The 19,342-nt window shown below is 53.5% G+C and carries 19 protein-coding genes; 8 read left to right on the forward strand and 11 right to left on the reverse strand.

Annotation, left to right across the window (positions count from 1 at the left end):
• The first annotated feature begins 288 nt into the window (after positions 1-288).
• Positions 289-1,203 carry a helix-turn-helix domain-containing protein gene (locus DVH26_RS32745; protein WP_239629759.1) on the forward strand — a complete coding sequence of 305 codons (915 nt, stop codon included), beginning with the start codon at positions 289-291 and terminating at the stop codon, positions 1,201-1,203.
• Positions 1,204-1,290: 87 nt separating this feature from the next.
• On the opposite strand, the gene thyA is transcribed toward DVH26_RS32745, so the two are convergent.
• Positions 1,291-2,085 (reverse strand): thymidylate synthase, encoded by a 795-nt coding sequence (gene thyA, locus DVH26_RS32750; protein WP_239629761.1) that lies wholly within the window; start codon positions 2,083-2,085, stop codon positions 1,291-1,293.
• Between the two features lie 88 nt (positions 2,086-2,173).
• Positions 2,174-2,899, reverse strand: a complete 726-nt coding sequence (locus DVH26_RS32755; protein ID WP_239629763.1) for an SDR family NAD(P)-dependent oxidoreductase — start codon at positions 2,897-2,899, stop codon at positions 2,174-2,176.
• A 159-nt stretch (positions 2,900-3,058) separates the two neighbouring features.
• On the opposite strand from DVH26_RS32755, the gene DVH26_RS32760 reads away from it, so the two are divergent.
• The gene (locus tag DVH26_RS32760; protein WP_239629765.1) at positions 3,059-3,862 is read left to right on the forward strand and encodes a Cof-type HAD-IIB family hydrolase; all 804 of its coding nucleotides are present in this window, start codon (positions 3,059-3,061) and stop codon (positions 3,860-3,862) included.
• 92 nt (positions 3,863-3,954) lie between these two features.
• Here DVH26_RS32760 and DVH26_RS32765 read toward each other — a convergent pair whose 3' ends face one another.
• On the reverse strand, positions 3,955-4,626 hold the full coding sequence (locus DVH26_RS32765; protein WP_239629768.1) for an MBL fold metallo-hydrolase: 672 nt from the start codon (positions 4,624-4,626) through the stop codon (positions 3,955-3,957).
• A gap of 2 nt (positions 4,627-4,628) precedes the next feature.
• Positions 4,629-5,312: a TetR/AcrR family transcriptional regulator gene (locus tag DVH26_RS32770; RefSeq protein WP_239629770.1), complete on the reverse strand. Its 684-nt coding sequence runs from the start codon at positions 5,310-5,312 to the stop codon at positions 4,629-4,631.
• Positions 5,313-5,586: 274 nt separating this feature from the next.
• On the opposite strand from DVH26_RS32770, the gene DVH26_RS32775 reads away from it, so the two are divergent.
• Entirely contained in the window at positions 5,587-7,005 is a 1,419-nt protein-coding gene (locus DVH26_RS32775) for a hypothetical protein (RefSeq protein ID WP_481857565.1), read from the forward strand.
• Between the two features lie 78 nt (positions 7,006-7,083).
• On the opposite strand, the gene DVH26_RS32780 is transcribed toward DVH26_RS32775, so the two are convergent.
• The gene (locus tag DVH26_RS32780; RefSeq protein WP_239629774.1) at positions 7,084-8,646 is read right to left on the reverse strand and encodes a copper amine oxidase N-terminal domain-containing protein; all 1,563 of its coding nucleotides are present in this window, start codon (positions 8,644-8,646) and stop codon (positions 7,084-7,086) included.
• Positions 8,647-9,200: 554 nt separating this feature from the next.
• On the opposite strand from DVH26_RS32780, the gene DVH26_RS32785 reads away from it, so the two are divergent.
• Together DVH26_RS32785 and DVH26_RS32790 are read left to right on the forward strand one after the other, a co-directional pair.
• A complete protein-coding gene (locus tag DVH26_RS32785; protein WP_239629776.1) occupies positions 9,201-10,940 on the forward strand; it encodes a proline--tRNA ligase in 1,740 nt (579 codons plus the stop codon).
• Positions 10,941-11,090: 150 nt separating this feature from the next.
• Positions 11,091-11,639, forward strand: coding sequence for a hypothetical protein (locus DVH26_RS32790; RefSeq protein WP_379461177.1), 549 nt, complete (start codon positions 11,091-11,093; stop codon positions 11,637-11,639).
• A 60-nt stretch (positions 11,640-11,699) separates the two neighbouring features.
• Here DVH26_RS32790 and DVH26_RS32795 read toward each other — a convergent pair whose 3' ends face one another.
• Positions 11,700-12,032 carry a hypothetical protein gene (locus tag DVH26_RS32795; protein ID WP_239629779.1) on the reverse strand — a complete coding sequence of 111 codons (333 nt, stop codon included), beginning with the start codon at positions 12,030-12,032 and terminating at the stop codon, positions 11,700-11,702.
• Between the two features lie 207 nt (positions 12,033-12,239).
• On the opposite strand from DVH26_RS32795, the gene DVH26_RS32800 reads away from it, so the two are divergent.
• A complete protein-coding gene (locus DVH26_RS32800) occupies positions 12,240-13,298 on the forward strand; it encodes an acyltransferase family protein (RefSeq protein WP_239629781.1) in 1,059 nt (352 codons plus the stop codon).
• 23 nt (positions 13,299-13,321) lie between these two features.
• Here the strand turns inward: DVH26_RS32800 and DVH26_RS32805 are convergent, their stop codons facing one another.
• The 5 genes from DVH26_RS32805 to DVH26_RS32825 all read right to left on the reverse strand — a co-directional run bounded on the left by DVH26_RS32805 (position 13,322) and on the right by DVH26_RS32825 (position 17,543).
• Positions 13,322-14,053, reverse strand: a complete 732-nt coding sequence (locus DVH26_RS32805) for an AAA family ATPase (RefSeq protein ID WP_239629783.1) — start codon at positions 14,051-14,053, stop codon at positions 13,322-13,324.
• 150 nt (positions 14,054-14,203) lie between these two features.
• Positions 14,204-14,389, reverse strand: a complete 186-nt coding sequence (locus DVH26_RS32810; RefSeq protein WP_239629785.1) for a hypothetical protein — start codon at positions 14,387-14,389, stop codon at positions 14,204-14,206.
• A gap of 165 nt (positions 14,390-14,554) precedes the next feature.
• Positions 14,555-15,475 (reverse strand): phosphotransferase family protein, encoded by a 921-nt coding sequence (locus DVH26_RS32815; protein WP_239629788.1) that lies wholly within the window; start codon positions 15,473-15,475, stop codon positions 14,555-14,557.
• A 246-nt stretch (positions 15,476-15,721) separates the two neighbouring features.
• Positions 15,722-15,991, reverse strand: a complete 270-nt coding sequence (locus tag DVH26_RS32820; protein ID WP_239629790.1) for a hypothetical protein — start codon at positions 15,989-15,991, stop codon at positions 15,722-15,724.
• Between the two features lie 235 nt (positions 15,992-16,226).
• The gene (locus tag DVH26_RS32825; RefSeq protein ID WP_239629793.1) at positions 16,227-17,543 is read right to left on the reverse strand and encodes a deoxyguanosinetriphosphate triphosphohydrolase family protein; all 1,317 of its coding nucleotides are present in this window, start codon (positions 17,541-17,543) and stop codon (positions 16,227-16,229) included.
• A gap of 238 nt (positions 17,544-17,781) precedes the next feature.
• Between DVH26_RS32825 and DVH26_RS32830 the strand changes: the two genes are divergently transcribed.
• Both DVH26_RS32830 and DVH26_RS32835 read left to right on the forward strand, forming a co-directional pair.
• Positions 17,782-18,345, forward strand: coding sequence for an RNA polymerase sigma factor (locus tag DVH26_RS32830; protein WP_345774021.1), 564 nt, complete (start codon positions 17,782-17,784; stop codon positions 18,343-18,345).
• On the forward strand, positions 18,342-19,310 hold the full coding sequence (locus DVH26_RS32835; RefSeq protein WP_239629798.1) for a DUF4871 domain-containing protein: 969 nt from the start codon (positions 18,342-18,344) through the stop codon (positions 19,308-19,310). Before DVH26_RS32830 ends, DVH26_RS32835 begins: the two co-directional genes overlap by 4 nt.
• Positions 19,311-19,342: the final 32 nt, after the last annotated feature.

Genomic DNA, 19,342 nt, shown 5'->3' on the forward strand with positions numbered 1-19,342 from the left:
GCTCTTTGGAATGGAGCGGAAATGATTCATATTTTATTATACGAATAAATCTTTTATCATAAAAATCGTTTAGTTGGTTAAGAATCGGTAACAGCAGCCCGTTATTGTCCAATTGATTCTATTCATGGCGAATCTGTTAATCGAGGTTAAATTATTAACTTATTATGCGAAAAGTCCCTTTGGGCCAAGGATCATTATAAAATGGTAACTATAGGCTCTTGTTTGTTGCACGATATCATTTGTATACTGGTACACGTCTCTTAACTTACACAGCAGGAGAGGGTTATTTTGCTAACCGTTGAAGCTTTGGTCCGTATAATCAAGAAGCCTATGGGAATCATTCGGATAGAGGCCAACAAGCTCTCTTTCGTGGAAATAAACGAACCTTTATGCAATATTTCGGGCTATTCCAAAGAGGAATTAATGCAGATGGACCCGAGCCGTCTGCTCATTAAAAAATACGATACACCGCCCGCGGTTCAATTATACCGGCTTCCGCACGGCTTTTTCGTCAAATCGGAGACGTCCGTGCTGTCCAAATGCAATATCGAGGTGTTTTTCGAAACCGAGGCATATCGCGTCGATGACGGCAATGATAAGCTGCTGGTCGTGTTCATAAATAATATCAGCGCAAAAAAATGGATCGAAAAGCAAATCGCCGCTCAGCCGATCCTCTGTTCCGGAATTATTAACCATAACTATATCATTCAGCATTACGATATTTATTTCGATCCGATCGTCCGGCATCAGAGCAAGTACATGAACATCTCTATCTTCGAAACAATCGCCGCGGAGCAGCATGAGCTGGTACGGCAAGCGTTAAAGGAAATCTCGGATACGAGGCACACGAAACAATTGATTCTGCGTACGACGAAGCTGGACGATCAAATCGAGCTGGAGATGAAAATTACCATCCATCCTCTCTTTGACGGCTTCGGCAATTTGCAGGAGATTGCGTTTGTCATCAGCCACTTGAAGCCATTCGACGAAACCGAGGATCCTTCCGTCCGGTTGAAAATTATTATGGCTCAGCGCAACATTACCGCCCAATGGCTGTCCGAGGCTACCGGCATTACGATTCAGACGATCTCCAAACTGCGCAACGGCAAAATCAAAAAGCCGCAGCAGCTGACCGCCAAGCTGATCGCTTCGGAGCTGGGCGTCTCCGTATCCGATATTTGGTCGGAAACTAGGCGGGGATAACTTCCGGGCTTGCTTTATAGACAAAATAAAAAATCGGTCCTCCCCCAGGAGAGACCGATTTTTTTGCTGCTATGCTGCAGCCCGAGCTTAAATCGCTATTGGCGCCTTAATACCAGGATGAGCCTGGTAGCCTGTGAACTCGAAATCTTCGAACCGGTAGTCGAAAATCGATTCCGGCTTCCGGTGGATGACGAGCTTCGGCTGCGGGAACGGCTCCCTGGTCAACTGCAGCTTCACCTGCTCCAGATGATTCAAATAAATGTGGACGTCGCCGCCGGTCCATACCAGCTCTCCGACCTCCAGGTCGCATTGCTGCGCCACCATATGGGTCAACAAGGCATAGGACGCCAAATTAAACGGCAGACCGAGGAACGTATCCACCGATCGCATTTGAAACATGCACGACAACCGGCCGTTCGCTACATAGAACTGAAACGCATAGTGACATGGAGGCAAAGCCATGCCGTCTACCTCCGCAGGATTCCATGCGCTGACCAGATGGCGCCGCGAGTCCGGATTGGAGCGGATCTGGGCAATCAGATTCGTAATCTGATCGACGACCTGTCCGTTCGGCCCCTGCCATGTACGCCACTGGGCTCCGTATACGCGGCCCAAATTCCCTTCCGCATCCGCCCATTCATCCCAGATGGTAACCCCGTTGTCACGCAAATATTGAATGTTCGTGTTCCCGCTCAAAAACCACAGCAGTTCATGAACGATGGATCTCATATGGAGTTTTTTGGTCGTTAACAGCGGGAAGCCCTGCTGCAGATCGAATCTCATCTGCCTCCCGAATACGGAAATCGTTCCGGTTCCGGTACGATCCCCCTTTTGCACGCCGTTGTCCAATATATCTTGAAGTAAAGTTAGATAAGATTTCATTTGCCACCTCAATTTACGGAATCATCTATCCATTATAGCAAAGGACGGGCCAAAATAGCAGTCCTTATTCCGACTAAGGTACCGCTCGTTATGTGCCGTATAGGTCTTCCACTACCGGATCGTCTCCGAACGCATCGCTCAGCAGCAGCCGGATCAGGCGCTCTGCAGCTTCTTCGGGAGTTTTGAGCCATCCTTTGGTTTTATACATGGCGAACGTGTCCGCCGCCGCAAACCGGCTTACATCCTGCGTCCTCGCCTCCTCCTGCAGCGCCGTATCGATCAGTCCGGGCCATGCCGAGACGATTCGAACATTCTCCAGAGCGACGGTGCGGGTAAACGTGTCCAGCCCAGCCTTCGCCGCCGAATAACAGCTCATCCCCAGGCACAAATATTTGACGGAAGCCGACGATATGTTAAGAATACGCTTTTCCGCAGGGTAGCGGCCCATATGGTTCATCAAGCTGGCGGTCAGCAGCATCGGAGCCAGCAAATTCACATGCACATTCGCAGCAATGACATCCGGCTCACAATGACCGATGGCAGCTAGCGGCTCGACCACGGCCGCATTGTTAATTAAGTGCACGGTCTCCGTTTGCTGCGGATCCACTGCTGCCGCAATGCCCTTCATCAGCCCGTCCAGCCCGTTGCTGCAGCTTAGATCGAATGGCACATAGTGAACGTTGCCGTACTTTCGCACCAACGCTTCATTGACGGTTCTCGATATGCAAAATAGGGTATGGCCGGCAGAGGCAAGACGTTCCGCCATGGCTTGTCCTATTCCGCGCGATGCGCCTGTTATGATGAACACTTTCATTGCCGTTCCTCCCATGGCTCATGCATTTTTTAGTACCAACTACTAATACTTAATATTAAATTACTCTCTTATATGGCAGACGTCAATTCCTTCTATACCTCCTCCTCTCAGTTCTGAGGTATAATGATAGCCATAGACAGATAACGGGAGTGGATAACCATGTATAAAATGCTGGCGATCGATATCGACGATACGCTCATCAATGATGCCAAAGAAGTAACCGAAGGAACGAAGCAGGCTTTGGCGGACGCCATCGCGCACGGGGTTACGGTAACGCTCGCGACCGGGCGCATGTACGCTTCGGCCAAGCAGCTGGCCGCCCAGCTGGAGCTGAATGTGCCGCTCATTACTTATAACGGCTCGCTTGTCAAAAATTCCGTGGACGGGCGCGTCCTATATGAGCAATCGGTTCCGATGGAGGCGGCGCGGACGATTTTCGATTATTGCGAACGCAACGGACTGCACCTGCAAACTTACAACGATGACGTGCTGTATGTAAAAGAAGACAACGACAAGATTAAAGCTTATTCGGAATTATCCAAAATTCCTTATACCGTATATCCATCATTTTCCGAGTTGGTCAACAGGCCTTCCAGCAAGCTGTTGATCATCGACGATCCAGCCAAGCTGGATGAAGTGGCTGTCGAGCTGCGCAGCCTGATCGTAGGACAAGTGCATATTACGAAATCGAAGCCGAACTTCCTGGAGATCATCCACCATCAAGGTACGAAAGGCGATGCGCTCCGTTACCTGGCCGGACAATTCGGCTACGACATGTCCCAGGTCATTGCCGTCGGCGACGGCTCGAACGACCGCGAAATGCTGGAGGCCGCCGGACTTGGCGTAGCGATGGGCAATGCTTCGGCAGCGCTGAAGCAAATAGCCAACTACGTTACGCTGAGCAATAACGAAGACGGAGTCAAGCACGTAGTGGATAAGTTCGTCCTGCAAACCGTTTCATAAAAGGCGCATCGCTCATAAATAGACAAAAAAATAAGCAGCTCGCGGGATTCGATCTCCGCGGCTGCTTATTTTTTGTAAATGTATAATAGCTATTATGGCTTGCTGTTGCCCGCCGCCGAGCGCGCATAGGCTTCGTATTGCTGCTTTGCATCCGTAATGACGACATCGCCTCCGTGGCATACGCTGACCAATCGCGGATTGACCTCGGTTATGACGGAGCCGCTCTCAACCGCCTGCGCCATATCGGCCGTAAACATCGGCATCGGCCGGTTCAGCCTGCCTTTCTTGGAGGTGAACAGGTCGCCCGCCAGCAGCACGCGATCTTGTTCGTGGAAATAAGCGACATGCCCCGGGGAATGTCCCGGCGTATGGAGAACCGTCAGCCCGGCTGTTGCAGCGATTTGACTATCGATGCTTTGAACGAGCCCCGGCTCCGTAAGGTGCTCTGCTTTTTTCCTGCCAGGGTAGGGAAGCCGCCCCTCCATATACGGAATCTCCGTCTCGTGAGCATAGACGGGAACGGGGAGAGCTTCGCGGATTTTGCGGATGCCTCCGGTATGATCCGAATGGCCGTGGGTCAGCAGGATGCGCTTAAGAGGAGCGTTCAGTTCACGGAAGCATCTTTGCAAGCCTCCCGCCATCATCGAAATGCCGGTATCGACCAGTGTCAGCCCTTCATCGGATTTGACAACCCATACGTTTACAGGAATGATCATCCAAATGCTGCATCTCCACACATGCTCAGATATTTGTTCGATTTTCATCGTTATTTCCTCCCCGTTTTGTCTTTCGGCTTCTTGCCCTGCTTTGCATCCTGCTTTCGCTTCTTCTCGATACCGAATACCACGATCTCTATCCCTTGATCCAGTATCGGAACGAGTCTTGCATACAGCGGCTCGATTTCCTCTTCGTTCCCGATGTAGGTCGTAACCATGCCATGCAGCATATAAAAGAAAATCCGCGTATAATTCGTCTTCTCTTCCTCCGCATCCGCTTCGATGACCCGATTCAACGCGTCCGCCAAATACCGGAACACTTGATTGCGATGTTTGTTCACTTCGCTCTCAGGGTCCGCCTCGTCCACACGAACGGATTTCACGCTAATTATGACGGTTACCATACTCTTGTGGGATAGGCAGAACAGAAGAAACTGCCGGCTGATCTCCTTCAGCGCCTCCATTGGCGGCAGCTCCGTCCGTTCCGTAACGGCCCGCATCGCCTCTTCCAAGCTTAGCAGCGGCGGCAGCGCCAGCTGCTCAAGCATGGCTTCCTTATCCTTGTAGTACAAATAAATGGTCGTATGCGAGCAGCCCGCCTCCTTGGCGATCTCTCTCATCGTTACCGAATCGTATCCCTTCGACGTGAACAGGTTGCCTGCAGCCTCCCGGATACGATTCCTCGTCTCCTCGGAACGAAGCTCCTGACGTGACTTCCCGGTCTTTGTGTCCATCTATGATATCCTCCCGCGCTCAATTATAACCAACGGTTACTAACCTATGGTTATAATATAACCAATGGTTATGTTTATTGCAAGCCTATTTTTATTTTTTAACGCTCATTATTTTCGATGCATGTTCGATTCCAGCCCAAGATAGATTTCCATCCATTTTTTTTCAGGGACTTATCAATCGTTATGCGCTTGAAATAATTCGTTCCGCCGGCTTTCTCTTCCGTCACCAACGCTCCGCCTATGCATATCGTGTAGTATCCGGAAGCTTGGGCTTATGCCCTGGGAGGCGATAGGTTTGGACGTTGCTATTGTGTCGTTGCATTGGGTTTATCTGCTTTTTATTGTTCTGATCATCGGATTCATGGTATTTCGCCGCGATACGTCGATTTTATGTATTGCCGGCATTCTCGTGCTGGGGTTGATTTCAACGGGATCGCTGAGCCAGTCGATCAGCGGCGTGTTCAACAGCTTCATCTTTGCAATCAAGGAGCTCATGGGAACGATCCTGATCATCTCGATCATCGTATCCATGAGCAAGGTGCTCACTCAGACCGGAATCAACGAATCGATGATCTCGCCCTTCGCCCGGTTCATCCGTACACCGGCGCTCGCCTTCTGGATTATCGGCGGCTTGATGATGGTCATCTCGTGGTTTTTCTGGCCCTCCCCCGCCGTTGCATTGATGGGCGCGGTGCTGCTGCCGGTAGCGCTGCGCGTCGGCTTGCCGGCGATAGGCGTCGCCATCGCGATGAACTTGTTCGGACACGGGATTGCGCTGTCCGGTGACTTTGTCATCCAAGGCGCGCCTAAGCTGACCGCCGATGCGGCCGGCATCCCGGTAGGCGATGTCATTCAGGCCAGCGTGCCGCTCGTCATCGTGATGGGGGTCGTGACCACCGTCACCAGTTTCTTGCTGCTGCGGCGCGATATGAAGAGCGGCAAGCTTCAAGCAAGGAGCGCCGCGGTAACGGCTAGCCCGCTTGCAGCAGGCTCCCGCGCAGACTTTCTGTCCTCCGGCAACCGGGTCTTGTTCGCCGTGCTGATTCCTGTGCTGTTCGTGGCCGATGTCGTCGCCATGTTCACCTTGAAGCTGCAGGGCGGAGATGCCACCGCCTTGGTCGGAGGCACGGCGCTGCTCATTATGCTCCTCATTACGCTGACGGCCCATAAGCAGAAGGGGCTTGAAAAAGCGTCCGAATATTTAATCGAAGGCTTGCAGTTCGGCTTCAAAATATTCGGACCCGTTATCCCGATCGCCGCATTCTTTTATCTGGGCGACTCGGCTTTCGTGGACATTTTCGGCAAGGTGCTTCCGGCGGGATCGCACGGTCTGGTCAACGACCTCGGGCTTGCGCTCGCTCATACGGTGCCGATTAATCAAACGGTAGGAGCCGTCACGTTAACGACCGTCGGAGCTATCACGGGATTGGACGGATCCGGCTTCTCCGGCATTTCCTTGGCAGGCTCCATCGCCAATCTGTTCTCCGCGGCTATCGGCTCGGGGGTCGCCACGCTAACCGCACTCGGGCAAATTGCCGCCATCTGGGTCGGCGGAGGGACGCTTATTCCTTGGGCGCTCATTCCTGCGGCAGCCATATGCGGCGTCGATCCGTTCGAGGTGGCGCGCCGCAATTTGAAGCCGGTGCTCATAGGCTTGGCCGTAACGACTGTCGTCGCCATCTTCCTCATTTAATCCACAGCTGCCCGCTATGGCGAAACGCAAAAAGTCCGGCTGTCACCAGACAGCCGGACTTTTTTGTACGGACAAGCTCTATTTTAACTGTTGAATCGTATGAGTATGCCGGTCATTCTCCTCTTTAATATCTTCATTAAACCTGTCGCGAAGCTCGCTTATATCTTCCTTCAAGGAATCGATACGCTGCTGTGCGGTCCCTTTGGCATACAGCTTCTCCAACGCCGCCTGAGCGTCCTGCCACTGCTTGTCCAGCTCCGCTCTCGCCGCCTCCGCCGCATTCGAACTGTCGCCCGACAGCTGCTTCAGCTTGTCTCTAATTTCCTTTTCCTTGACTTCCGCTTTCTCGATCGCCTTCTCATAATCGGTGAGGCTGCTGTAAGTACCCGGCTGCTCCTTGCGGATTTGGCTGATTTGGTCCTCCAGCAGCTTTTTATCCTGATTGAACCGCTCTCTTATCTCGCTCAAAGCCTTCTGATGGCGGTCGTTCTCCTTCCGAATCGGATCCGTCTGGTTGGATGGATTCGTGCTCGGCAGCGTGCTGGATCCATCCCCCATATCCACCTTGCGGATGAGAACGCCGTTAGCATATTCGCTTACCGAGAGCAGCGTGCCTTTCTTGTCATAATGCGATATGATGCCGTTCATCATGTTGTTCTTGAAATCGCCGGCTACTTTTTCACCGCTTACCGTCTTAAAGGTCCCCGTTCCCTCGCGCTGGCCGTTCACGAAATCCCCTTCGTAGACGTCCCCGTTGCTGTACTGCAGCTTGCCGGTACCGCTAGGCACGTTGTTGTCGAACGGTCCCGTATATTTGTCACCGTTGTCGTAGTACAAGGTCCCTTTCTCGCGATCGCCGTTCGCAAAGGTTCCGTCGAAGAGCAGGTCGCCGTCGGCGGCATATTGCTTGCCGGCACCGCTGGCAACCCCCTCTTTAATGAGACCGTCAAAATCTACCCGGCCGGTTCCGTGATACGTTTTGGATCGCCCGTCGGACGGAAGCCCGTCTTTCATCGTTCCGTCGAACAGCAGCCTTCCCCCGGCATCCGTCAGCTTTCCCTTTCCTTCAGGAGAGCCGCCGACAAGCAGTCCCGTATATTTGCTGCCGTCGGGGTAGACATATTCGCCCCGGACCGGCTTGGCCGGGTCGGTCTCATCGTCCGGCTTAGCCGGCTCCTTCGTACCGCCTCCGGTGTTCGAGCTTCCTTTAGGACTTTTCAAATGAATGGTTCGATTGCTCTGATTCCAGGTCACTTCTTTCCCTGACGCTTCGCTCACGAATCGCAAAGGTACGAGCGTATTGCCTTCGACCAGACGCGGAGCGAGCTCCAGAACACTCTGCTGATCGTTGACAAGTGCCTCCGTATCATCAATCGCCAGCCGGATTGCGAGCCCTTCCTTCGTTCCCGTCACGGTTTGCGTCTCGCCTTCCCAGCCTACCTCAAGCCCCAGCTTTTCAAAAATAGCGCGGAACGGAACAAGCGTCGTTCCATTGTCCAGTATCGGATCCACCTCGAATTTGATCAGCTTGTTATCGAGGTATACGCGTACAGGCCGCTCCGCTGCGGCCGCCTGTCCCGGCGAGACCAGCGCGGCGCATAGCACGCAAGCCGCCACAACGGCGCCCCATGGTTTCATCATCTCTTCCCCTCCCCTGCTGTGTTCCTCCCCCATTTTACCACAATAAGGAAGATTCAGCCTCATTTCTTGCTTTTACGACAAAATGAAGCGAAACATGTCGAAAGACCCGGCTTTAGCAGGAGTTCCGCTCATCCCGCTTGACCTGGCCTCCGGCATCATGTAAATTAGTACTAATCAAAAAAAGTAAAAAAGTTTTAAGCCAAAAAGCTATGACAAGGACATAAGGGCATCCGTCCGATTGCTGCAGAGAGGGAGAACCAGGCTGTGAGTCTCCCCAATCGACCCGTCCTTCCCGCCTTGAAGCTGCAATGGGGAAATCCGAGTATCCGTTGCCGGTGGAAGCCGTTATTTTTCATGGAGAAACCGCTCCTGCTTCGATCGATGTCTTTTGACTGGGACTCGATTGGACCGAGCGGCTGCAAACAGGGTGGTACCACGACGCATTCGTCCCTGACGGATGCGTCTTTTTTGCATTTGCGCAGGCAAGCCGGATTCCCCCTGCGGGAGCTCCGCGATTTTGCCGCCATACCTCAACTAAGGAGGCATTTATTACGATGAGACAACGGAATGTTTTGATTCCTACTATGCGGGAAGTGCCTGCGGAAGCGGAAGCTGCGAGCCACAAGCTTTTGATCCGGGCAGGCTACATCCGGCAGCTCGCTGCCGGCATTTACAGCTACCTGCCGCTAGGCTGGAGAGTGCTGCGCAAACTGGAAGGGATTATCCGCGACGAAATGGATCGTACCGGCGCCCAGGAAATCCTCATGCCCGCCATGCAGCCCGCCGAGCTGTGGCACGAATCGGGCCGCTATTCGCTGTACGGCCCCGAGCTGATGCGGCTTCATGACCATAATGGCAGAGAATTCGCTCTGGGGCCGACCCACGAGGAAGTGGTCACTACGTTAGTCCGGGACCATGTGACTTCGTATCGCAGCCTGCCGATGACGCTGTACCAAATCCAGACGAAATTTCGCGATGAACGCCGTCTCCGCTTCGGGCTGCTTCGCGGGCGGGAATTTCTGATGAAGGACGCCTATTCCTTCGGCTTGGACTGGGAGAGTCTCGACCAGTCGTATCAGGCGATGTTCGGCGCCTATCAGCGGATCTTCACGCGCTGCGGCCTGCACTTTCGCGCCGTCGAAGCGGATGCGGGCTCGATCGGCGGCGAAGGCGGCACGCATGAATTCATGGCTCTCGCCGATATCGGCGAGGACACCGTCATCAGCTGCTCGGAATGCGACTACGCAGCCAATCTGGAGATGGCCGAGGCGGCTCCGGAGGAGCATAGCGCCGCCCGCGCGAACGAAGCCGGCGGGTCAGCTGCTCCTTCTGCCGCAGGCTGCGAGCCTTTTGCGACGCCTGGCATCAAGACGATCGAGCAGCTCGTGCAGGCTCTGAACATTGGAGCGGATCAGCTGCTCAAGACGCTCATATATTTAGCGGACGGCGAGCCAGTAGCCGTCGTCGTTCGCGGCGACCATGAGGTGAACGAAATCAAGGTCAAGCATTACCTGCACGCCGAGCACATCGAGCTTGCCGACGAAGCTGCGATCGTGAAGGCAACGGGCTGTCCGGCCGGATTCATCGGCCCGGTCGGCCTGTCCATCCGGCTTCTCGCAGACCGAGAAGCCGCATCGGTCGCCTCCGGCATAGCGGGGGCGAACAAAACCGACATGCACCTTCGCCATGTCGTGCCCGGCAGAGATTTCCCGCTCGATCACATCGGAAGCTTCCGCAATGTGAGAGAAGGGGATCTCTGCCCGCGCTGCTCGGGCGCATTGACCGCCCGGCGGGGCATCGAGATCGGTCACGTGTTCAAGCTCGGGACCAAATACAGCGACAGCCTAGGCGCCGAGCTGACGGACGCCACGGGCAAAGCAGCCAGAATCATCATGGGCTGCTACGGCATCGGCGTGTCCCGGCTGTTATCGGCTGTCGTCGAGCAGCGCCACGATGAGCACGGGATCGTGTGGCCGCTATCGATCGCGCCGTTTCATGTGCATTTGATCCCGGTTTCCGTTCAGGACGGGACGCAAATGGAGCTGACCCATAAGCTCTATGCACGTCTTCAGGAGCTCGGCATCGAAGTATTAATGGACGACCGTGAGGAGAGACCTGGCGTCAAATTCAAGGACGCCGACCTGATCGGCATCCCGCTGCGCATTGTTATCGGCAAAGGCGCCGCAGACGGCCGGGTGGAATACAAGGAACGGGATGGCGGCAGTCAAGCGGAATTAAGCGCCGATGAAGCTGTGGAGCGTATCGCTAGCCAGATTAGGCAGCTGACGCCTTAGCACTATGCTTTTTTTCACGGAAAGACACAAGTAAGCTGAGAAATAACCAAAATATATTCTCCTATCGGGCTATTAGCCCATAACCTGCTGGGCATTTGTTACATATATTGAATCACAGATAGGCATTTGCTCAGCAGCGAGAAAAAGGAGATGTTCATAGTGAACCCGTTTGAACAACAACCGTTTATTATTGATTACGTAGACGAAAGAAGCTTTGGTCCCGGCGGTCCGGGAGGATTCCCAGGCGGACCTGGGGGCTTTCCGGGTGGTCCCGGAGGATTTCCGGGCACTCCAGGCGGCTTCCCAGGCACTCCAGGTGGCTTCCCGGGCACACCCGGCGGTTTTCCGGGCGGACCTGGAGGCTTCCCCGGCGGCATACCAGGCGGTTTTCCCGGCGGACCCGGAGGAACTCCAGGGGCTCCAGGAAGTGAATTCGGAGCGCCGCAATCGCCACCCCCATCCTTTGTTCCTCCGGAGCCTTCCGTCTCGATGTTCGCCGTAGACCCGGGAAGCATCCGCGGCTGCTTGTTCCGTTACGTCTATATTTGGCAAAATAACGGCGACCAGTACTGGATGTTTCTGACCCATGTAGGACGCCGCTCGATAGCCGGCTTCCGCTGGTTTGGCTTCGGCCCTACAGGCTTCTGGCTCTATTTCGGCCTGGATTTGAACCGGATCCGCTCCTTCACCTGCTTTTAATAAAAAGCCCGTGCGAGAAGAAATTTCTTCTTCGCACGGGCTTTTTCTCATTCGCCGCCTTCAGTCCAGCTGCAGAAGCAGCTGAGCGATAAGCTGCGTATTTTCCAGCTTGTTTTTGGCATAATCATAATCCACTCGATACTGATCCACCGTCATTTTCGTCTTGGCCATCATTCTCCGCAATTCATGCGTATGCTGCCATATTTCCGCGTCTCTCGCCTGTTCGTTTTTCCCCGTAATGAGTCCATGGCTGAACAGCTCGCATTCCTTGGCGTGCAGAGCCAGCTTCGTATCCTCGAGACGGCTTAACGCCTGATAGTACCCCGTCTCAGCCTCCTTCAGCTGCTCCGGCAATTGCTGCAGCAGCAGCAGCACTTCTTCCTTCGTCAACATCCATCGCCTCCGCCTAAGCTCTCGGTTTCCGATCCACTTCCAGCTTATGCTAAGCTCTCCGCAATTAAGCTAGTTTCCCTCCAATTCCCTGCCCGTTTTCAGTCGATTTTCAGTTTGGCGTCACACTTGCGACATTTACTTATGAGATGATAGTCTCCGGAAACCTAAAACTATAGATAAAAAACACATTGGATACGGAGAACAATCATGGAAAAACGACTTGCCATTCCTTTTATTCAGGCTGCCCGAGGCGTTGCCGTCGTATTGGTCATGCTGTTCCATACGGCGCAGATGGCCGACAAATATTTTCATATCGACTTTCTCGGAATCAGCGACATGGGGCGCTCCGGCGGCTATGCTTATTTCTTCGTGCTGACCGGTTTTCTCATGTACACCATCTATCACAACCAATTCGGCCATGCCGAAGTATGGAGGACGTTTATCGTCAAAAGGTTTTTGCGCATATTCCCGCTATATTGGCTTGTTACCGCAGCCGTTTTGCCGGTCTATTTCCTCGTTCCCTCCTTCGGGCTGGGGTTCGAGACGAAGCCTTCGGTCATCTTACAGTCGCTGCTGCTGCTCCCGCAGTCTCATGCACCGATATTGCCGGTTGCCTGGTCGCTAACCTATATCGTCTTCTTTTACTTGGCGTTTTCCTTGTCGTTTGTTTTGAGTCGCAGGACGGTTATCGTCATTTGGACGCTTTGGCTCGCCATCGTCTGCTTGATTAACCTCGGGTGGATTCATTTGAAGGAAGACGTCTGGATACACTTCCTGTTTGACGCGCTGCATCTGGAGTTTGTTCTCGGGGTCGCCATCGCCTGGTTAGTACGGCGCTTTACCATTCGCTACAGCGGGTATTGGCTGGCTGCAGGCATTCTGGTGTTCCCGCTCGTATGGATATTGCGTTGGATGAATCCGAACGTGGGTTATATCAATACGATGTATACCGTCGGCTCGGCATTAGTGCTGATAGGGATCGGCGCTCTGCGTACCGAGACTCCCGCGTGGATTAAGCCGCTGCAGTTTCTCGGCGACGCCTCCTATTCGATCCTGCTGACAAGCTTGGCCTGCTTGTCCATAACGCTGAAGCTGGCCTCCGCGGCTCACGCTGACCAATGGCTCGGACCTTTTGCCGTCACTATCGTTTGCTTTGCCGTTTCGCTTACGCTATGCAGCCTTTTCTATATCATCGTCGAAAAGCCGTTGGTGCAGCGTCTTCGCACACTGCTGGTTCCGAAAAAACAGCCTGCCACCTCGCGGTGAGCAGGTTATTTTTGTATGAAGGCTTAATCCTCCAGCAATCGCCGCAAATACAGCTCCCTGTTGTTCAAAAAGCCTCTGGTAATCTCATAATGAGGCGTTTCCTCATAACTGACGGGATGAATCGGCGTGCTGTCGAATGTATATATTTGCGCATCGGGATACCCGAGCAAAATCGGGGAATGCGTTGCAATAATGAACTGTGAGTGGGACGAAAGCTCATGCATTCGTCTTAAAAAGGCAAGCTGCCGCGCAGGAGATAACGCCGCTTCCGGCTCGTCCAGCAAATAAATGCCTTTTTTGCCGAACCGGTTGGCGAACAATGCGAAGAAGGCCTCCCCGTGGGACTGCTCGTGCAGCGAACGGTTGCCGTATGCCTGATAAGCCTTATAGCCTTCCAGCGGGTCCTTGGACAGCTCGTCGAGATGCGAGGCAAAATGGTAAAACGATTCCGCACGCAAAAAGAACCCGTTCGTCACCTTGGGCATCCAGGATAAACGAAGATGCGGCCCGAGCGCCGACCCGGAAGCATCGACATGGTGCTGGTTGTTCCGTCCGCCGCCTGCCGTGTTGAAGCCCGCCTGATAGGCGATTGCCTCTAGCAGGGTCGATTTGCCCGATCCGTTCTCGCCGACGAAAAACGTTACCGGCGCCTTGAGCTCAAGCTGCCTGAACGTTCGGATACTCGGTATGCCAAACGGATACTCCTCCGTCTCGGGAATCTCCCCATGCAAAAGCGTCACTGTTCGAAGATACATCCTGGTCGTCCGACTCCTTCCATAACCCGCGGCCACGCGGTCCGTTCCCTCCAGTATAGCATATCGGGGAGCATCCATAAGCTTGAGACCATAGCGTCAATAAGACAAAAAAAGACGCTCCGCGCCTAAACGCAGAACGTCTCTCTAGAGCTACTCTTCCGGCGTACGATCCAAATACAGCCGGGTCACTAGGGTCGAATCGCCTTCGTGCACTTCGTCCTCGGTCGCTTTTTCCTCCAGTGGGTCATGGGTGTTCATTCCCGGCGCTATCGTAGGCTCATGCCCGGTTTCGCGCTGGTTCTCGTGCTTGCTTTCGTACTCTCGGTCCTTTTCCATGATTGCCCGCCTCCTTCCTCTTTCCTTAGAATGGATGGCAGGGCAGCATCTTATTCACCGGATGTCTCCGCTCCGGTCCACATCATTGAATCACAGTACAGTTCAACCTTAGCTTTGCAATTTCTTCCGACTTTGACGGTTTGTCACACGCAATTGGCTGCAAGGTCATAGTGCCAGCAATCGATCCCTCAACTGCTTGTATGCGTCCTCCCAGCCCATCATGGCATAAAACCGCATCCCATCGATTCCTTTAAAATAACGCGCGCCGGTCAATCGCTCCTGAAAGTCCGGTACCTCAAAGCCGATTCGTTCATAATGGAGCCGGAACCGCTCCGCAAGGTCGATGCCGGGAAAGGCCGATTCGATCGTTGCAATATCAATGAGAAAATCCCCGTAAATACAGTTGCCGTCAATGATACCGGTAATCGATTGCCCGTCCGAGAGAATGTTCCATGCATGGCAGTCGTGATGGACAAAATGGCGGTGCGGTGCGTTATACCGGCAGTGCTCGAGCAAGCGGGCGTAGCATTCGTCGAATACGTCCTTTTCCAGGCAGGTTGTGTGGAAATAACGGTACCACCCCTCCCAGAACGTGCCGGTCTGTTCTTCACTGAAGAAGCTTCGGACGAACGCCTCCCACGAAGCAAATTGCCCGTTGTTGTCCTTTCCCAGAAAGCCGTAGCCGGACGCTCCTCTCAGATCGACTTGATTCATCGTGGCAATGACGCGGATGAGGTCCGGCAGCAGAGCGGATTTCTGCTCCGGCTTCAGGTTGGCCACAATCTTTCCTGCAGCCCGCTGCGTAATACAGTAGGTAAAGCCATCCTTGCGGCCTTTTCCGAAAACTTGAAGGTATGGGACCCCTTGAGGATGCAGCAGGCTCGACAAATACACCTCATGCTCGTAAGCTTCCTCTGAAGAGTTGAAGCGAATAATATAATCGCGCTCTCCGATGCGAAAAGAAAACGCGCTGCTGAAGTTGCCGCCTTCCACAGGCTCCAGCGCTGTGATAGTGCCGTCGAGATGATGGCTTATGACCGTTTGAATATACTCCAATGGAATTGGAGCATTGCTTTTTAGTGTCATGCTTATAAACTCCCTCCTTGTCTCTTTGTTCGCTACCGCTTTGATCCAGTTATTTGGAAGCGATTTCAAGATGGTTTGGATACACATAGAGAGCTAACCGGATATAATTCCATAGTAAGGTAAGACCCTCTTAGGCAACAGGGTGCTTTTCTTGTACTAGTGATTTTTTCCCGAGGTTGCATGGCGCTGTGAGCCGGAGCTTAGCGCAAAAAAGATCAGCCGGTAAACACCGGCTGACCAGACGAATCACCAGCAAATCCAACCACTGGTTCGTTTGTAGTTTACAATGAGATCGAACTTCTCCGTGCGGATCAAATGGGTCATTTTATTTCTGTACAGTCTGTAATGATCTCTGCGGCAATCCGCTGTTTCTTTATCGTAATGTACGGCTTTTAGGCCTTTTCGAACTTCTTTCAGCTTGTCGGCTCTAGGATCCTTATAACGTTTGGTTTTGATGAACGTCTTTCTTCGTACAATTTCTTGTTCCCAAGCCAGAATTTCTTCTTGATCGAACATCTTCTTCCCCGCTGCGTGGGGCTAGATTATGGCTAAGCCATGGCACCTGCGCAACTAACGAAAGAAGATATTGGGATTCAGCATATTAACCACTCCTTATAAGAAGTGTCACGTTCCATACTCATTATCATACAAAAAATTCCATTGTTCAAGTGCTGCAATAATTAATCCTTAGCTTCCTCATCCCCAACAAAAAAAAGAAGCGTTCCATAACAGGAAACGCTTCTCTTCTTGTCTAATCCATCTCGTAGATCGAGCCGGATTTGCTCGCGAACATTTCGGCATACACCTTCTCCGCGTAGGCGTCCGTCATGCCGGAAATATAGTCTGCGACAAACCGCGGCCAAGGCCATTTGCCTTTGTGCAGCTCATAATTCTCCATCCAGTCGGGGGGCAGAATGAGCCGGCCCGTCTCGGATTCGATGAAGCTGGTCCACAGCCGCTGTATCATGATTTCACTGCGCTTTTGCAGCCGCTGCACCCGAAAATCCTTGATGAGCGTTACCCAAGCAAGCTTCTTCAATATTTCCATCGTCCGGAGCAGATCGATATCTTCCTTTCCGTCGCGCACGAAGGTAACGCGCTTCCACCCTTTTTTCGCGTCGTCGATGATGCCTACCTGATGAGCGAAAAGGCTGACCCAGCGAGCCTTGATTTCTCTGCGGGTACGCGATGCCTCTTTGCCGCACTCCTCGTAGATTTTCTCCCATTGGGCTAGGAAATCGATCAGCACTCGCGTAACCATCGCCTTCATATCGACCTGATCCCAGTCCATATTCTCATTGCCGTTATCGTCGATAATTTCCTGCATAACGTTGGCTACAAGCCTTGCGTCCTCGAAGAACGTCCGGTTCATCTGGATTTTGCCTGCACGGATGCCGTCCTCGATATCATGGGTCGAGTAGGCGATATCGTCGCACAAATCCATCAGCTGCGCCTCCAGCGTAGAACAGCCCTCGGGCATCCCCCATTTGTGGCGGATCGCCGCAATTTCCTGCCATTCCATGCCATAGACGCCCTTAATCCGGCCCGGCTCGTCCAAATTGTACGGGTACTTGTTGATCCCAAGCAGCACCGCCGCCGTCAAGTCAAGACCGCTTCCGCTGCCCGCGCGCTTCTCCAAAAACATCAAGATGCGAAAATTTTGCGCGTTGCCTTCATATTTCATCCCGTGTACTACGGCGAGCAGACGGTTCAGCACATCCTCGCCTTTGTGTCCGAAAGGAGGGTGCCCCAAATCATGCGCCAATGACGCGCATTCGACTACCGCCGGATCCATCATAAGGCCGGGATGCTCCCGCTTGCTTAGAAAAGAATACGTTTTCCCCATCCTGCGCGCCACTTCTCTCGCAATTTGGGACACTTCAAGAGAATGGGTCAGCCGGGTGCGGTAATAGTCTCCCGAACCGGCGCCAAACACTTGCGATTTACCCTGCAACCGGCGAAACGCCGGGGACTGGATCAGTCTTGCATAATCCTTCTCGTATTCGTCCCGCTCCTCGCTGGACTTCGATTGTGTCGTATCATTGATCCGCAGCTTCCGCAAATCCATAGATGCCTCATCTCCACTTCCCCATACCTAAGCCGTGTCAGGTTATCTATATCGAAAAACGACGTCCCGCAAGAACGCCGTTTGCTCTTCATCTTCTTCATTCTACCATCTACAACCTTAAAATAAAATCATCACTTGAAACGCGCATGGACGATGCATAGGGCATAGGGCAGCTCGGACCGTTCTCCACGAATCGTGCGGGAACTTTTTGGCAAGTCGGCGGTCTTATTAGGTAGAGGTGATCGATTTGGAACGGCACTACTTGCAATACCTGGCTCCCGGCTACGACCGGAATGAAGTATTGCGCGATCTTATGACGACCTATGGGGACGACGTATGGAACTTCGCCTATTTTTTGACGCGCAGGGCCGATGCCGCCGACGATATATCGCAGGAAGTGTTTTTAATCGCCTATAGCAAGCTGTATTCGTTCCGAGGCGAGTGCAGTGTAAAAAGCTGGCTGTTGACCATTGCCCGCAACAAATCGCTGCATTATTTGCAAAGCGCCTTCATCCGCAAAGTGACGCTCTGGGACACCGTGCTATACCGCAAAGAAACGTCGCCGTCGGCTGAACACATCATGTTCGAGCGTCTGGAGACAAAGCAGCTGTGGGAGCATGTCTTGACTCTGCCGCGCAAATTCCGCGAGGTCCTTATTCTGGACTATCATTACGGACTCCCGATGAAGGAGATTGCCGAGCTGCTGCACGTATCCGAAGGAACGGTAAAATCCAGGCTGCACCGGGCCCGGCACAAGCTTACCGCTTTGCTGAAACACGAAACGGAGGGTGAAGGAAGATGACGGACCGGCAAAAACCCCATTGGGCGAAGGAGATGGAGAGCTCTCCGTTTATAAAAAGCCGCTTCACGAAGGAAATGCAGCAGCAGGTGCTTCGCAAAGCGAATGTCGAGAAAAAGACGGGGGCCGCCCGCCATCGCCGATCCCGCGCACCTAAGACGGCAGCGGCAGTCTTGATTGTCGCGGCGTTGGGAGCCGCCGGCTTATGGCTATCGGGCGACGGGACCTCGCTGCTGCCGTCATGGCCGCCGGACGCCGTCTCGTCCAGCAAGCCGCTAGGGGAGCGGACCCAATATTACGAGAACGGCAAGCTGTTGTTCTCCGTATTCCCTGATCCTGAGCTGAAGGCCGGCCGGCCATACGGCTATCTCTTCTCGTTTCAGGCTCCGTTCGAGGAGCTCCGCGGCAAATCGCTCGCCATCTATGCCGAGCATGTGCATTCCGGCTACAAGGTTACGGCAGCAGCTCCAGCAGCGATTACAGAGCCGAGCAGCGGCTATCAAGGGCTGGAGCGGTTTGGCGTAGCCAACCTGGGACTTCCGCTCAGCGGACTATGGAGGTATACCGTCGAGCTGGACGGCAAGCGGTACGGCGATGTCACCTTGTTCGTCCCGGAATCGTCATGGGAGCTGAGCCCCCTGTTCAAGTCCGGAAGCGTGGAGCTTAGAGGCACCGCGCAGAATATCGGCTTCATTGATCCCGGATTCCGGGCCGGAGCTCCGCAAAAAGCGATGTGGCACGTGTGGGGTCGCGATGACGAGCTGAAGGGCTCTTTCTCTGTAAAAGCGGTCAAGCAGGGAGAGGAGCGCATCATTGATGTGCTCTCTCCTCTTACGTTGGGAGGAAGCATTAACGGAGCGGACCGGACCGCCCCTTCGATGGTGACGCTGCCGGAGCAAGGGCGCTGGCGGCTGCTGCCTTACATCGGAGACCGGATGCTGGACAGCATTGTCGTGGATGTCAAATAGCCGGTACTATCGAAAAAACACCCTAGCCCCCG

The organism is Paenibacillus sp. H1-7 (assembly GCF_022354825.1).
GTDB lineage: Bacteria > Bacillota > Bacilli > Paenibacillales > NBRC-103111 > Paenibacillus_S.

Excerpts from the sequence above, each read along its gene's own strand:
- thyA (WP_239629761.1), bottom strand. The coding sequence starts at position 2,085 with ATGAAATCTTATCTAACTTTACTTCAAGATATATTGGACAACGGCGTG.
- DVH26_RS32755 (WP_239629763.1), bottom strand. The coding sequence starts at position 2,899 with ATGAAAGTGTTCATCATAACAGGCGCATCGCGCGGAATAGGACAAGCC.
- DVH26_RS32760 (WP_239629765.1), top strand. The coding sequence starts at position 3,059 with ATGTATAAAATGCTGGCGATCGATATCGACGATACGCTCATCAATGAT.
- DVH26_RS32765 (WP_239629768.1), bottom strand. The coding sequence starts at position 4,626 with ATGAAAATCGAACAAATATCTGAGCATGTGTGGAGATGCAGCATTTGG.
- DVH26_RS32770 (WP_239629770.1), bottom strand. The coding sequence starts at position 5,312 with ATGGACACAAAGACCGGGAAGTCACGTCAGGAGCTTCGTTCCGAGGAG.
- DVH26_RS32775 (WP_481857565.1), top strand. The coding sequence starts at position 5,587 with ATGCCCTGGGAGGCGATAGGTTTGGACGTTGCTATTGTGTCGTTGCAT.
- DVH26_RS32780 (WP_239629774.1), bottom strand. The coding sequence starts at position 8,646 with ATGATGAAACCATGGGGCGCCGTTGTGGCGGCTTGCGTGCTATGCGCC.
- DVH26_RS32785 (WP_239629776.1), top strand. The coding sequence starts at position 9,201 with ATGAGACAACGGAATGTTTTGATTCCTACTATGCGGGAAGTGCCTGCG.
- DVH26_RS32790 (WP_379461177.1), top strand. The coding sequence starts at position 11,091 with ATGTTCATAGTGAACCCGTTTGAACAACAACCGTTTATTATTGATTAC.
- DVH26_RS32795 (WP_239629779.1), bottom strand. The coding sequence starts at position 12,032 with ATGTTGACGAAGGAAGAAGTGCTGCTGCTGCTGCAGCAATTGCCGGAG.
- DVH26_RS32800 (WP_239629781.1), top strand. The coding sequence starts at position 12,240 with ATGGAAAAACGACTTGCCATTCCTTTTATTCAGGCTGCCCGAGGCGTT.
- DVH26_RS32805 (WP_239629783.1), bottom strand. The coding sequence starts at position 14,053 with ATGTATCTTCGAACAGTGACGCTTTTGCATGGGGAGATTCCCGAGACG.
- DVH26_RS32810 (WP_239629785.1), bottom strand. The coding sequence starts at position 14,389 with ATGGAAAAGGACCGAGAGTACGAAAGCAAGCACGAGAACCAGCGCGAA.
- DVH26_RS32815 (WP_239629788.1), bottom strand. The coding sequence starts at position 15,475 with ATGACACTAAAAAGCAATGCTCCAATTCCATTGGAGTATATTCAAACG.
- DVH26_RS32820 (WP_239629790.1), bottom strand. The coding sequence starts at position 15,991 with ATGTTCGATCAAGAAGAAATTCTGGCTTGGGAACAAGAAATTGTACGA.
- DVH26_RS32825 (WP_239629793.1), bottom strand. The coding sequence starts at position 17,543 with ATGGATTTGCGGAAGCTGCGGATCAATGATACGACACAATCGAAGTCC.
- DVH26_RS32835 (WP_239629798.1), top strand. The coding sequence starts at position 18,342 with ATGACGGACCGGCAAAAACCCCATTGGGCGAAGGAGATGGAGAGCTCT.